The following is a 14647-nucleotide window of genomic DNA, read 5'->3' on the forward strand; positions in this document are numbered from 1 at the left end:
AACCCAGAAAAATCGGCTGATGCCTCGCCGTTTTGCCGGTTCCGTCAAAATCTTCGTTGTGAAAATCTCTGGCAGGGTTATGATTTTATAGGAATATTTTGTTTTCGGGCAGGCACTAATTCAATCCCTTCCGACATTGAGCCAGAAAGACTCGAATGACAACTAGGGGTCGAATTCAGCCTGTCAATGGCAGATTCAATCGAGTCTAATTTTTGCATCCGTCAGATCAAGTTCAGAGTTTTACGCACATCAGACATCAAGCCGGGCACACCCTATCGTTTTCTTGATTTACCGCTCTCGCGCTTTTCGAGTACCCGTAAAATGACGAAAGTCAGCCAGCCGACCACGACCAGGCCCAGGGTAAAAAGACTGTAAGAGACAGGCCAGGGAATCCCTTCCGTCATCATCGTGAACTCCGACATGCCGCCGATGCTGGCCAATATATTGAGCGGCATGAAAATAACACTGACAACCGTCAAGCGCTTGATGACCTTGTTTTGGTTGATGTTGATAAAGCCGACCGCCGCATCCATCAAAAAGTTGATCTTGTCGAATAGGAAAGCCGTGTGGCCGTCCAGCGATTCGATGTCGCGCAGAATCTGCTGGGAGTACTCCAGTTGGTCTTTGGCGAGCAACTTGCTGCGCATCAGGAATGAAACCGCGCGCCGCGTATCCATCACGTTCCTGCGAATCCGCCCGTTCAGATCCTCTTCGTTGGCGATGTCATTCAAGATCTTGGCGGCTTCCTCATCGCTCATTTGTTTGCTCAGCACCTGATTGCCGACCAATTCCAGAGCCAGATAGACATCTTCCAGGGCGCCGGCCGAATACTCGGCATTGGCGGCGTAGAGATCGAGCAGCATCTCCCTGGAGTCCGAAACATAGTTGGGTTGACTCAGCGCGCGCAAACGCTGGAGCCGGAAGACCGGCAGTTCCTTCTTGCGGATCGAGAACAAAATATCCCGGTACAGGATAAACGCCACGACAACGTTGCTCGACACGTCGTCCTTGTCCAGCAGGAAATCCGAATGCAGGTGAATTTCACCGTTTTCCTCGACATAGAAGCGGGCGCTGGATTCCAGATCGCTCAATTTATCCGGGTCGGGAAATTCTATCCCAAAAATATCGCCAATCCAGAGCCGGTCCTCAAATGTCGGCGCCACCAAATCGATCCAAATCGGCTTGGCCTGAAGCAAGTCTCCGGGGGTGCTTATCGAAATCTCGTGCAGGCGGCCGTCCTGTAAATCAAACACCTTGATCCTCGGTTTTTCAGTCTTGTACTCCTGTTTTCCGAGGAGTTGCAGAACAGAAACCGGGGCGTCCCGCAGCACGGCCTGCTTGCGTTCATCATCCAGCTGCTCCCAGATCAGCCGCTGATCTTCCGCCGGCAATGCTTCCAGAATATCGGCAATTTCATCAGCCGCCAAATGATCGAGGATCTGCCGCAAATGCGCCAAGTTCTCTTTGCGGACCAGCGTTTCGACCAGATCATGGTGAGGCATCTCCTGCTTATGCACCAACTCCGCGATCAGCTTGTGCTTGACCAAAATATCGAGCACGGCTTGCCGGCTAGCATGCTCCTTGGCGGTGAGGTCTTTTGGCATATCGGAATGATCAGGTTGAGTGCATTACAAGTCGGCCTGTTTTGACAAGCGCCTTCCTACCCCTTGATTCCTCGATAGCCGGAGGTAATCGGATAACGCCGGTCGCGGCCGAATGCCCGCTCGGTGATCTTTATGCAGGGCGGCGACTGCCGGCGCTTATATTCATTTCGATCGACCAGACCGATCGCCCGCGCGACATCCTCGCGCCGGAATCCTGCCGCGATAATCTCGTCGGCCGATTGATCCAGTTCGACATAGCGTTCGAGGATTGGATCGAGCACCTCATAGGGCGGCAAGGAATCCTGATCGACCTGATCGGGCGCCAGTTCGGCCGACGGCGGCCGTGTCAGGACCCGATCCGGAATCACGAATGACAAGCCGTTCCGGTAGCGCGCCAGGCGGTAAACCAGGAGCTTCGGCACATCCTTGATCGGCGCGAAACCGCCGGCCATATCGCCGTATAGGGTCGCATAGCCGACGCTCATCTCGCTCTTGTTGCCGGTCGTGAGCAGCAGTTTGCCCTGCTTGTTCGAAATCGCCATCAGAATCACGCCGCGGCAGCGCGCCTGGATGTTTTCCTCGGTCGTGTCCTGCTTCGTGCCGGCGAAGATGTCCGCCAGCAGGCCGCTGAAGGCGGCGACCGCCGGATCGATCGGGATGGTATGATGTTTGACGCCGAGCGCATCGGCCTCCCAAATCGCATCCTCAATGCTCATCGACTGCGTATAACGCGATGGCATCAGCACCGCTTCGACCTTGTCCGCGCCGAGCGCATCGACCGCGAGTGCCAGCACCAGCGCCGAATCGATGCCGCCGGACAAGCCCAACAGCGCGCCCTTGAAACTGTTCTTGCGCACATAATCGCGAATCCCGAGCACCAGCGCCTGATACTCACTCGCGACCGGCGTGTACAGCGGCGCGCAAACACCCTTGAGCGGCTGCAGATCGGTAAACTCGACCACGCCGATCTGCTCCTTGAACTCTTCGGCGCGAAACACGACCTCGCCGCAGGCATCGACCACAAACGAGGCGCCGTCGAAGATCAATTCATCCTGGCCGCCGATCTGATTCACATACACCAGCGGAATTTCGGCGGCCTTGACCTGAGTACAGATCACCGCCTCGCGCTGTTGAATCTTGCCCGCGTTGAACGGCGAGGCGTTCAAGGTCAACAGCAAATTGGCGCCTTCGTGTTTGTTCGCGTCGATGATGCCGGGGTACCAGACATCCTCGCAAATGGTCAGGCCGATCATCGCGCCTTTGAATGGGAACACGCAGGGCTTATCGCCAGCGGTAAAATAACGCTGCTCGTCGAAGACGCCGTAATTCGGCAACGCCCGCTTCCGGTAAACCGCCAGCACCTTGCCCTGGTGGAGCACGGCCGCGCTGTTGTAAAGCCTGCCGCCGTCCCGTTCCGGAAAGCCGATCACCACCGCAATGCCCTCGGGCAGAAGCGTTGCCAATTGATCAAGCGTATCATTCGCCGCGGTGATGAAATCTTGCCGCAGCAGTAAATCCTCGGCCGGATAACCGGTTACGGTCAGCTCCGGAAACACGACCAGATCCGCGCCGAGACTGTTCTGCGCATGCCAGGCGTTCTGGATGATGTTTTGCACGTTGGCGGCGATGTCGCCGACCAGGAAATTGATTTGGGCGAGAGCGATTTTTAGGGGCATTGGCGTTTCAAAGGGATGACATTCGATTGAGAATGATTCGGATAAGTATCCCAAGTAGGGGAATAATCTTCGGATTGATTACCCCAGCAATGCCAATTCGGCCGATTGCCTCGTGCAAACATCTCCAAGTAGGGTCCAGGACTGCATGACTCGATGATCGAGTATTGTTCATCCGGCTTGCGGCTATGTTCCCGTTTTTGACTGGTGATGATGTTTTCCTGGCTGCGTCCGGGCTGCAACGTTCTTGCATTCTTGCCACGCACGCCAAACAGAATAATTTCGGTAACATTTCTAAAGTAAAAACCAACACCTCTCCTATCGGGGCCGCCATCCTTGCGAATCTTGTACCAGATCAAATTGGTTTTATAAGTGAAACCCCAGCATTCCATCACTTGCAAGCCCTCGGCTAGCAATGCATTCGGCACCCATAAATACAAATGTGCCGTATCCTTGACCGCCGCTTCGACAGGGATGTCTTTAATTTCCTGTAAGGTCAACGTGGGGTAGCGTGATAGGCGCTTATGTTCGGGCGCCATTTTGCCGGTACGATTTTGAAATTGCCACGGCGGGTCGGCCAGAACGGTAGAGAATTTCTGACCGCTAGTAAACTTTAAAAAATCATCGGTTGCGGTCAACATTTCAATTTTGGACATTATTACTTCTTTTCGATTAACTTTGTGGTGATCCCGAAAACCAGCACCGGGCAACCACCATTTCGCCCCGCATCCAGGCGGGGAAGCAGTTTACCCATTTGCGTCGTGCTGGCTCCGTATTTGCTGTAAATGCCCAACTCTTTAAACCAGGGATCAAGATCATTACTGCGAGTGGCAAGAACGCCTACGCTGATTTTTTCATACTCGAAAAATGCCCGAAAAGCATAAAGATCACGGTCATAAGTCTGATCTTTGCTGTTCCATTCAAGATCAAAGGCAACGCGTCCTTTTAGATAATCCACGTAATGGCTGTCGTGAGCAAATTCATGATCGTCAACGATAACTTTGGCATTTAGCTTTTTTTCATGCCATCCCATCGGCCGCAAAATATCCGAGAAGCGTTTCGGGATCGCGCTTTCGCTGCCACCTGGCTCCTTGACGTTTTGCTCGGTTAATCTAAATGCGCGCAACGCCGCACAAATCTCATCGAACTCTACAGGAAACTCGTTTTTGAGAATTGCCGCCGCATGCCTATAATCATGCACCTCATAAAGCTCTGCAATGTCGCCCGGCAGATAATCTTGCCAACTCATCCTATCCCTTGTTCTTGCATCAATCTTGAATTGCCGGTTGTCATCATCACCGTCATTTAAAATGGCTCGCGATTGCCACCCCGATATCAGTCGGCGAACTGACCACCTCGACTCCGGCCGCTTTCAAGGCGGCGACCTTGCCTTCCGCCGTGCCCTTGCCGCCGGTCACGATCGCGCCGGCGTGGCCCATGCGCTTGCCGGGCGGCGCGGTCTGGCCGGCGATGTAAGCGACGACCGGCTTGGTCACGTGCGCCTTGATATAGTCGGCCGCATCCTCTTCCTCGCCACCGCCGATTTCGCCGACCATCACGATGCCCTTCGTCTGCTCGTCCTGCTCAAAACGGCTCAACACGTCGATAAAGTTCATGCCGTGGATCGGATCGCCGCCGATGCCGACGCAGGTGCTCTGGCCGAGGCCCTGACCGGTCGTCTGATGCACCGACTCATAGGTCAGCGTGCCGGAACGCGAGACGATGCCGATCGAGCCCGGCAGGTGAATCTTGCCGGGCATGATGCCGATCTTGCATTGTCCGGGGGTGATCACACCGGGGCAATTCGGACCGACCAGCAGCGCGCCGGTGCCGGCCATCGCGGCCTTCACGCGCAGCATGTGCAGGGTCGGAATACCCTCGGTGATGCAGACAATCAGCTTGATGCCTGCGTCGACCGCTTCGAGTATCGCGTCGGCCGCATAAAACGGCGGCACATAGATCACGCTCGCATCGGCGCCGGTCGCGTTGACCGCTTCCTCGACCGTATTGAAGACCGGCAGGCCCAGATGCACATCGCCACCGCGCTCCGGCGTCACGCCGCCGACCAGCTGGGTACCGTATTCGAGCGCCTGCTGCGAATGGAAGGTGCCCTGTTTGCCGGTAAAGCCCTGGCAAATGACTTTGGTGTGTTTGTCGATCAAGATGCTCATACTGCCGCCTCCGCCAGTGCCACGACCTGTTCCGCCGCGTGCGTCAAGTCGTCGGCGGCATATAAGTTGAGTCCGGTATTACTTAAAAGCGCGCGGCCTTGTTCGGCGTTGGTGCCCTCCAGGCGCACCACGACCGGCACCGCGACGTGTACCTGTTTAATCGCGGCCAGGATGCCGCTCGCAATGATGTCGCATTGCACGATGCCGCCGAAGATGTTGACCAGCACAGCCTTTACGTTGCCGTCGGACAAGATCAGCTTGAACGCCTCGCAGACCTTTTCTACATTGGTACCGCCGCCGACGTCGAGAAAGTTGGCTGGCTTCCCTCCTTTCAGCTTGACCAGATCCATCGTCGCCATTGCGAGCCCGGCGCCGTTGACCATGCAACCGATGGTGCCGTCGAGCGTGATATAGTTCAGTCCGTATTGCTGAGCCTTGTTTTCCTTCGCGTCCTCCTGCTCGGCGTCGCGGAGCGCCAGAATATCCGGATGCGCGGCAATCGCGTTATCGTCGAAATTGATCTTCGCGTCGAGCGCCAATAATTCGCCTTCTTCGGTTTCGATCAAGGGATTAATTTCGATCTGGCTGGCGTCCTTATCCAGAAACAGTTTGTACATGCCCTGCATGATGCCGGTCAGCGCCTTTATCTGGGGCCCTTTCAGCCCCAACGCATAGGCGCACCTCCGGCATTGATTGGCCTGGAGACCCGCGGCCGGATGGATAAGGATCGAGATGAGCTTTTCGGGGGTTTCATGCGCGACGGTTTCGATGTCCATGCCGCCTGCCGCCGAGGCGATGAACACCATCCGCTCGGTGCTACGGTCAACCAGCAAGCTCAAATAAAGCTCGCGTTTAATCGGATAGGTTTTTTCGATCAGCAGCTTCTGTACGGGCAACCCCACGCTGTCCGTTTGCTGAGTGACCAAGCGTTTGCCGAGCATCGCGCGGCTCAAACCGGCGATGTCCTTGATCGCTTTCGTAAGCTTGACACCGCCTGCCTTGCCGCGTCCGCCTGCGTGTACTTGGGCCTTGACGACCCAGCCCTCGCCGCCCAACTCTCTGGCTGCGTGCTCGGCTTCTTGCGGAGACGCCGCCGGCTTGCCGTCGGGCGCCGGAATGCCGTAGCTGCGAAACAGCTGTTTAGCCTGATATTCGTGAATATTCATTGATGCTCCGATGACGCGGGATAATGGTTGGGTATTTTTCGCAAGTTTGCGTGCGGCAATGCTATGCTTATTTGCTAGCGAATATTCTAATAAATTACCGGGTAAACAGCATCAAGATTAGTGAACATGCAGGAAAATAATCAATCCACCATTTATCCTTGCCCGATTTCGAAAGGTTATGGCATTCCCGAAAAACAGGCCTGGCTGCTCCTGAAGGTGTATTTCGTTTACCGCCTGTTCTTGGCCTGTCTTTTCATCTCGCTGAATTATGGCCGTATCGAGCCTTCGGTTCTGGGTTCTTTTAACATGCCGCTATATCACTACAGCAGCGAGTTTTATTTGTTGCTGACGCTGATCTCGGGCTTCTTATTCCGCTCCCGGTTGGCCTCCTACAGTTTCCAGGCGCAATTCCTGCTGTTTTCCGACATCATTCTGCTGACGTTGATCATGCATGCCTGTGGCGGCATCAAAAGCGGCATCGGCATTCTGCTGGCCGTTTCGGTTGCCTCGGGCGGCGTTACGATCGGCGGGCGCTGTGCGATGTTTTTTGCTGCAATCGCCAGCTTGTTGGTGTTGGCCAACGAAATTTATGCGGATATTACCAACAGCATCTACACAACGTCTTATACCTCCGCGGGGATGCTCGGCGCCGCGTTTTTGACCATAGCGCTATTATTTTATGTGCTCGCCAAACGCAGCGAAAACCTTTTGGAACTGGCTACGCAGCACCAACAAACGATCGCGAATCTGGAAGAACTGAACCACTACATCATCCAGCATCTGCAAACCGGCATCATCATTACCAACAGAAAGCAAAACGTGCAATTGGCGAATGCCGCGGCGTTGAATATGCTGAAGTTGGAGAAAAAACCTTTACAGTTGGGCAATATTTCGACGCGTCTGGCCGAGGATTTCATCGATTGGCAGCACAACAAAGAACTGGATCAGTCGCAGCTGACACTGGCCAATCAAACCGAAATCCGCGTCCGCTTCATGTTGTTGCCGACCGGGGGCCGGGCCTTCTATATGCTGATACTGGAAGACATCGCGCTGTATAACCAGCACGTGCAACAAAGCAAACTTGCATCGCTGGGACGGTTGACCGCAAGCATCGCGCATGAAATCCGGAACCCGCTGAGCGCGATCAGTCATGCGGGGCAACTGCTCTCCGAAAATCCGAATTTTTCGCCGCAGAATCAGCGCCTGACAGAAATCATTCAGTCCAACTCCAAACGTGTCAATCAGATCATTGAGGACATCTTGCAGCTTTCCCGGCGCAGCGGCTCGCGCCGGGAAATAATCCAACTTAAACCCTGGCTGACGCATTATCTGCAAACTTTCACGCTGGAACATCTGGTCGAACAGAAGACATTCAGACTGTATATCGAACAGGAACCGTTAACTGCGTTCATCGACCCCGGCCATTTGAAGCAAATCCTCGATAATTTATGCCAAAACGCCTTGATCTACGGCCAGCCGGAACAAGGGCCGATCATTCTGCACAGTTTCATAGCGGAAAAGTCGCCCTGCATCGAAGTGATCGATAATGGGCCGGGCATCGCCCGCGAACATCTAAGCCATCTTTTCGAGCCCTTTTTCACCACCTCGACCAAAGGCACCGGGCTGGGTCTTTTCATCTGTAAGGGATTGGCCGAGTTGAATCAGGCCAAGTTGGGCTATTATTTAACCGAGAACAAGGGCAGCAGTTTCCGGCTTTATCTAAGCGACGCCAACAAATCATTCCATTGAAACATGAAAAATCCTTTTGTCTTGATCGTTGACGACGAGCCCGACATCATCGAATTACTCGCAATCACGCTGAACCGTATGGGCGTCGAAACCCGCAGCGCCGGCACGCTCGGCCAGGCCAAAAAACTGTTGCGGGAACGCGCGTTTGACCTGTGCCTGACCGATCTGAAATTGCCCGACGGCGACGGCCTCGACCTGGTCGAAATCATCCAGACTTCCGCCGCGCCGTTCCCGGTCGCGGTGATAACCGCGCACGGCAACATGGACACCGCGATTACCGCGATGAAAAAAGGCGCTTTCGATTTCATCTCCAAGCCGATCGATCTGCTCGCGTTGAGGCAGCTGGTCGGCAACGCGCTCAAATTTACCGAACAGGAGCCGATCAAGGACCGCCGCACGCGCCATACCCTGCTCGGCGAGTCGGCTGTGATGCGCGAAATCCGCTCCAAAATCGCCAAGCTTGCACGCAGCCAGGCGCCGGTCTATATTCACGGCGAATCGGGCGCGGGCAAGGAACTGGTCGCGCGCCTGATACACCAGCAGAGCACCCGCAGCGACAAGCCTTTCATCGCGATCAACTGCGGCGCGATTCCGCACGAATTGATGGAAAGCGAGTTCTTCGGACACAAGAAAGGCAGCTTTACCGGCGCGGTCTGTGATAAAAAAGGGCTGTTTCAGGCTGCTGACGGCGGCACGCTGTTTCTCGACGAAATCGCCGACCTGCCGGCTGCATTGCAGGTCAAACTGCTCCGTGCGATTCAGGAAAAAAAGATACGCCCGGTCGGCGAACAACAAGAAATCCCTGTCGATGTTCGACTGCTCAGCGCAACACACCGGAATTTGGCCGACATGGTGCAAAACGGCAGTTTCCGGCAAGACCTGTTTTATCGGATCAATGTGATTGATCTGAATGTGCCGCCGTTGCGCGAACGCGCGGCCGACGTGCCCGCGCTGGTCGAGCATATCCTGTCCAAACTGGCCGGGCAGCCGCAAGCGAACAAACCGGACATTTCGCCTGCGGCGATTGAAGCACTGCAATGCTACGGCTTTCCGGGCAATATCCGCGAACTCGAAAACATCCTCGAAAGAGCGCTCGCATTGTATGATGGTAAGTGCATCGAAGTGGACGACCTGAATCTGCCAATCGGCATCTCGGCTCCGAATCATCAAAAAGAGCACCGCTACGATCCTTGCCAAGGATCGCTTGAAGATTATTTGGAAGCGATCGAAAGGAAAGTGATTCTGCAGGCGCTCGAAGAAAATAAATGGAACAAAACGGCGGCCTCCAAACAACTCGGATTGTCTTTCCGCTCGTTCCGGTATCGCCTGAAAAAGCTGGATATGGATAATTGATTTTTTTGCCAGGACACCGGGACCGCTTTACCGAATGTATCGCACGCCCATCACATCAAGCCGCTCGAAACGCATCCGCTTCCTTATCAAACAAGGGGTTGGCATCGGCGGACGCGTCTTTACTGGCCGATGTTACGCGGGAGCCCGCAAGCTCGTACTTTCCCTGGATGAAAAAAGTAGAGAATTTGTTGGATAAGGCTGATCAAAAACCTCACAACCAAATCGCTTCCTGTTCCAGCGCTTTGCCATGGGTTTGCGATAAAGTTGCAAGTATTTTGAAGTCATCGGTTAGCGCATTCATATCCTTCAGCCGTGCCATCGCCGTTTCAAATTGGCCTCGGGTTTTTATCCAGACGTCATGATTGCCGAATCGAGCGATTTTGCTCTGCCAATCCGGCAGCCAATAAAAATGCAAACGGGTAGCGGGAGGCAAGGCGCTGAGCAAGCGGACGTAATTCGACAGGCCGATGCCGTCGTAATCCGGAAACAGCGTGACCTCATCCGCGCGCTTTGCGGTTGCCAGCCATTGCAGCAATATCTCCGATAACTGGCCGGCATAATAGACCAGGCTGCCGTTGAAATCCGCCGGCAACCAGTCGCAGCAATCGAATAGCGCCTGATTTTCGACCAACAACAGAGGGCGGTTACTTGTCCATCCGGCATGGCGGCTGATTTTGAGCGCGGCAACGCCGAAACCTTCGGTCTATTCCGCCAGATTTAACGTTTTGTCTGCTTGTCGCCAAACGACCTGCTCATCCCAGGCTTTGAGCAGTAAATAGCTGGATTCATGCTCTGACTTTCCTTTTTTGCTGTCGCGATGCCTACCTATGTTTTTGCTGCGCGCAGGAATCTCGGACGGCAACTCATCTTCAGCCAGCGGCTGTTGCTGTTGGAGGTAAGCAACCAGGCTGGTTCGATTGACGATTCGGTAAAGTGTGCTGCGGCCTTGCTTGCCGATATCGATTTGCCGGGTACTCAGGGCGAATTGTTCCAGCAACTTGCGCTGACTCGGGGTAAAGGCCGATGCGGTCAGCGCTTCGCGGCTGTCGAGCAGGCGCTGGAGGACTTCGGCGAGAGCGTTCATGGGCCGCTCTCGCCGAGCGGTTCCAGGATTTGCCAGCTCAGTCGGCTGATGTGATTCTTGCCGTTGTGAGTGCCGATCGGGACGCAATAGCGGGCAGTGATTTGCGGCTCGGGCGAGGCGAAAATCAACGCGAAATTGAATTCGGCCGCCGTTTCGATCAAATTGCGCTGGTTGCGCTGCCCCAAGGCAACGATGCGCTCGACGGCTTCCCAATGTTTGTCCAGGGCGCGGATCAGGGTTCTTGGGTTAATCATGCATCTCCATCAGTTTGAACCAGATTGGGGGGCGTATAATAGGCTTACGAAACAAAATAAATTTTTGATAATCCGTACGAAACTATACGTTTTAGCACGAAGAAGCGCTCCCGGAATAAAGCACGCAGACCCGATAGAGTAGGAGTAACATGCTAAATCCAAACAATAAATCCCAATCGGAGGCTGACAAACGCAGCCGTATCAGCGCTGAAAAACAGCGAATGCTGGCACAAGATAGCGGTGAGGCGGCATGGCGATTATGGGGGCCGTATCTGAGCGAGCGACAATGGGGCACGGTGCGCGAAGATTACAGCAAAGACGGCGAAGCCTGGAACTATTTTAGCCACGATCAGGCCCGCGGCCGCGCCTATCGTTGGGGCGAGGACGGAATCGCGGGCTTCTGCGATGAAAAGCAGCGATTATGTCTCGGCTTGGGTCTATGGAACGAACAGGACCCGATCCTCAAGGAACGCTTGTTCGGCTTGACCAATAGCGAAGGCAATCACGGCGAAGACGTCAAGGAGCTTTATTATTATCTCGATGCAACGCCCAGCCACTCTTACCTGAAAATGTTGTACAAGTATCCGCAACAGGCATTCCCGTATGCGGCGCTGATCGAAGAGAACCGCAAGCGCGGCAGAGACAGGCCGGAATTCGAGTTATTGGACACCGGCCTATTTACCGACAACCGTTATTTTGACGTGTTCGTAGAATATGCCAAGGCTGGCGTCGATGACATCTTAATGTCGATTACCGCGCATAACCGCGGCGCTGACGTTGCGCCGCTGCATATCCTGCCGCAACTCTGGTTTCGCAATACCTGGAGCTGGGGCTACGACGCAACCCGCCCGGCTCTTTCCGCCGCCGAAACCGGCTGCATCGTGATTCAGCACGCAGAGCTGGGCGGTTATCATTGCTATATCGACGGCGATCCCGAGTTACTGTTTTGCGACAACGACACCAATCGTGGGCGATTGTATAACCAGCCAACCGCTGGCTATTTCAAGGACGCCTTTCATGACTACATCACCCAAGGCAATCGCCACGCCGTCAACCCAGGTCGATATGGAACCAAGGCGGGGGGACATTTCAGCTTTTCCGTTCCGGCTCACGGCAAGGTGGAAGTGCGTCTCCGTCTGAGCAAAAGCCAGAATTTACAGCCTTTTAATGATTTCGCCGCCCTGCTCGCCGCGCGCCGCAACGAGACGGACGACTACTATGCCGATCTGCAAACGACTATCACGGATGCCGAAGCCAGGCTTATCCAGCGCCAGGCCCTGGCCGGCATGATATGGAGCAAACAATTCTATTACTACGACATCCCCCAGTGGCTGAAAGGCGACCCCGGAACCGTCCCGCCGCCGCCACAGCGCCGCCATGGGCGCAACAAAGACTGGCAGCACCTGAATAATGCCGACATCATTTCCATGCCAGACACCTGGGAGTACCCATGGTATGCCGCATGGGATCTGGCATTTCATTGCGTAACCTTTGCAATGATCGACCCCGCCTTCGCCAAAAGCCAACTGCTGCTGATGACGCGGGAATGGTATATGCACCCCAACGGCCAGATGCCCGCTTATGAATGGAAATTGGGCGACGTCAACCCGCCGGTGCATGCTTGGGCCGCATGGGAGGTATATAAATCGGAATGTCCAGGCAACGGCGGCGTTGGCGACCTCGACTTTCTGGAACGCATCATGCATAAATTGATTATCAATTTTACCTGGTGGGTCAACCGCAAGGATGCCGACGATAACAATGTCTTCCAGGGCGGCTTCCTCGGTCTCGATAATATCGGCGTGTTCGACCGCAGCGCCCCGTTGCCGGCCGGCGGCCACATCGACCAAGCCGACGGCACCAGTTGGATGGCGATGTATTGCCTGAACTTGATGCGTATCGCTCTTGAACTGGCGTTGCATGATCGTGTTTATGAAGATATCGCCACCAAGTTTTTCGAGCATTTTCTCTACATCGCCAAAGCAATGAGCAACATGGGCGGCGATCAGCATATCGGTCTTTGGGATGAAGAGGACCAATTTTTCTATGACGTGTTGCGTTCCCCCGACGGGAAAATGACCCCGCTCAAAGTCCGTTCGATGGTGGGACTGATTCCTTTTTATGCGGTGGAGATCATCGAACCCGAATTAATGGATAAGTTGCCGGACTTCAAACGCCGTCTAAAATGGTTCCTTGATTACCGCCCCGATCTGGCTGCGTTAGTCGCCGATTGGAACGAACCGGGACGCGGCGACCGCCGTTTGTTATCCCTGCTTCGCGGTCACCGTATGAAAAAGCTGTTGCAGCGCATGCTGGACGAGACTGAGTTCCTATCCGACTATGGCGTGCGCTCGCTGTCGCGCGCTCACCATGATCAACCCTTTGTGGTGAACTGCGCCAGCACGCCGATGTGTGTGAACTACCAGCCTGGCGAGGCAGAATCCCCCATGTTTGGAGGCAACTCCAACTGGCGAGGCCCCATCTGGTTTCCGGTCAATTACCTGTTGATCACGTCACTCAGGCGTTTTGCCAGCTTCTATGGCGAGGACTTTAAAATTGAATGCCCGACCGGATCAGGACTATTTCTGTCTATCAATCAAGTAGCCGATGAGTTGTCTCGGCGGCTGATCCGGATTTTCCGCAAAGACGAAAATGAGTGCAGGCCCGCCCATGGTCGCGATCAAAGGCTGCAAAACGACCCGCACTTTAAGGATTATCTGCTATTCCACGAATATTTTCACGGTGATGATGGCAAAGGCTTAGGGGCGTCGCATCAGACCGGATGGACCGGGTTGGTGGCCAAGCTTCTGCAACCGCATCCATGAACGGAACTCGCCTATTCTTCGGGCGTAATACGGAATCCGTTTCACCGATCAAATGCCAAAGTGAAAATATTAAAAAATATGATAATATCTTTTTTACGGGTTAATTTTGACGCTCTTTTCCGGCAAATATTCGCGGCTGTTTTACCGGCATCTCCAATACCCTGATAACTCTTCGACGCGAATATCTTCGCCATCTATATCAGCCTCTTTTAGCACTTTCCGCAAGGCGGCATTCATCGCCAAGGAACCAGCGACATACTGATTGAGTCGTTGGAGGGTATTTACAAATAATTAACCTGCAAAAAGGATTGTCAGCAGGATGACGGCATCTTCCACCCCTTTAAGCGAATGCGGCTCTCCAGGGTTAAGATAGAATAATTGACCCGAATGTAATTCTTGTGTCGTCCCCATGGCGGTAAATTCAATATCCCCTTTAATGCATTGAATTATTATAGGTGCTGATACTTTGTGATTTGGCAACATTTTGCCTCTCGGTATTACAAGGCGTGCTAATTCTATTTCTTCTGTTTCTATAATGGCTTTTGTTTTTTCGTAGTGCAGATCGTCCGCCCAATGAGCAAGGTCAACAATTTCTCCAGGAGCCGCATGATGTGTTGCCATGGTTATCATCCTTCATGTTAAAATTTTGCTTAAGTGTCTCGCAGAAAGTTGATTGGCGTTAAACTAAAAGCTTTTTAGAACCAGCAGGAAACAGAGTTGGCAAGGGTTGCCCGATTAGAACTATCAGAAAACGATGACGCATGTTTG

General features: G+C 54.0%; 13 protein-coding genes. 3 read left to right on the top strand and 10 right to left on the bottom strand.

Annotation, left to right across the window (positions count from 1 at the left end; all coding sequences use genetic code 11):
* Window positions 1–272: 272 nt before the first annotated feature.
* From U2W12_RS02295 to sucC, 6 genes are read right to left on the bottom strand one after another with little or no spacing between them, the layout of a single operon-like run.
* On the bottom strand, window positions 273–1604 hold the full coding sequence (locus U2W12_RS02295) for a CorA family divalent cation transporter (RefSeq protein WP_326499055.1): 1332 nt from the start codon (window positions 1602–1604) through the stop codon (window positions 273–275).
* A 56-nt stretch (window positions 1605–1660) separates the two neighbouring features.
* Window positions 1661–3280: an NAD+ synthase gene (locus tag U2W12_RS02300; protein WP_326499056.1), complete on the bottom strand. Its 1620-nt coding sequence runs from the start codon at window positions 3278–3280 to the stop codon at window positions 1661–1663.
* Window positions 3271–3933: an MT-A70 family methyltransferase gene (locus tag U2W12_RS02305; RefSeq protein WP_326499057.1), complete on the bottom strand. Its 663-nt coding sequence runs from the start codon at window positions 3931–3933 to the stop codon at window positions 3271–3273. The genes U2W12_RS02300 and U2W12_RS02305 overlap by 10 nt, the downstream gene beginning before the upstream one ends.
* A gap of 2 nt (window positions 3934–3935) precedes the next feature.
* On the bottom strand, window positions 3936–4526 hold the full coding sequence (locus U2W12_RS02310) for a BglII/BstYI family type II restriction endonuclease (RefSeq protein WP_326499058.1): 591 nt from the start codon (window positions 4524–4526) through the stop codon (window positions 3936–3938).
* A gap of 52 nt (window positions 4527–4578) precedes the next feature.
* The gene (sucD, locus tag U2W12_RS02315; protein ID WP_326499059.1) at window positions 4579–5448 is read right to left on the bottom strand and encodes a succinate--CoA ligase subunit alpha; all 870 of its coding nucleotides are present in this window, start codon (window positions 5446–5448) and stop codon (window positions 4579–4581) included.
* Complete coding sequence (gene sucC, locus U2W12_RS02320; RefSeq protein ID WP_326499060.1) at window positions 5445–6614, bottom strand: ADP-forming succinate--CoA ligase subunit beta; 1170 nt, start codon at window positions 6612–6614, stop codon at window positions 5445–5447. Before sucC ends, sucD begins: the two co-directional genes overlap by 4 nt.
* Window positions 6615–6740: 126 nt before the next feature.
* Between sucC and U2W12_RS02325 the strand changes: the two genes are divergently transcribed.
* Entirely contained in the window at window positions 6741–8363 is a 1623-nt protein-coding gene (locus U2W12_RS02325) for an ATP-binding protein (RefSeq protein ID WP_326499061.1), read from the top strand.
* A gap of 3 nt (window positions 8364–8366) precedes the next feature.
* A complete protein-coding gene (locus U2W12_RS02330; protein WP_326499062.1) occupies window positions 8367–9716 on the top strand; it encodes a sigma-54 dependent transcriptional regulator in 1350 nt (449 codons plus the stop codon).
* A 211-nt stretch (window positions 9717–9927) separates the two neighbouring features.
* Here U2W12_RS02330 and U2W12_RS02335 read toward each other — a convergent pair whose 3' ends face one another.
* The 3 genes from U2W12_RS02335 to U2W12_RS02345 form a co-directional block, all read right to left on the bottom strand.
* Window positions 9928–10350, bottom strand: a complete 423-nt coding sequence (locus U2W12_RS02335) for a hypothetical protein (protein ID WP_326499063.1) — start codon at window positions 10348–10350, stop codon at window positions 9928–9930.
* Window positions 10351–10419: 69 nt separating this feature from the next.
* The gene (locus U2W12_RS02340; RefSeq protein ID WP_326499064.1) at window positions 10420–10800 is read right to left on the bottom strand and encodes a hypothetical protein; all 381 of its coding nucleotides are present in this window, start codon (window positions 10798–10800) and stop codon (window positions 10420–10422) included.
* A complete protein-coding gene (locus tag U2W12_RS02345) occupies window positions 10797–11054 on the bottom strand; it encodes a hypothetical protein (RefSeq protein WP_326499065.1) in 258 nt (85 codons plus the stop codon). The genes U2W12_RS02340 and U2W12_RS02345 overlap by 4 nt, the downstream gene beginning before the upstream one ends.
* Window positions 11055–11203: 149 nt before the next feature.
* On the opposite strand from U2W12_RS02345, the gene U2W12_RS02350 reads away from it, so the two are divergent.
* Entirely contained in the window at window positions 11204–13879 is a 2676-nt protein-coding gene (locus U2W12_RS02350; protein ID WP_326499066.1) for a glucosidase, read from the top strand.
* 291 nt (window positions 13880–14170) lie between these two features.
* Here U2W12_RS02350 and U2W12_RS02355 read toward each other — a convergent pair whose 3' ends face one another.
* Window positions 14171–14500 (bottom strand): cupin domain-containing protein, encoded by a 330-nt coding sequence (locus U2W12_RS02355; protein ID WP_326499067.1) that lies wholly within the window; start codon window positions 14498–14500, stop codon window positions 14171–14173.
* Between the last annotated feature and the right edge of the window lie 147 nt (window positions 14501–14647).

Origin of the sequence: Methylomicrobium sp. Wu6 (assembly GCF_035916875.1) — a bacterium.
Lineage (GTDB): Bacteria > Pseudomonadota > Gammaproteobacteria > Methylococcales > Methylomonadaceae > Methylomicrobium.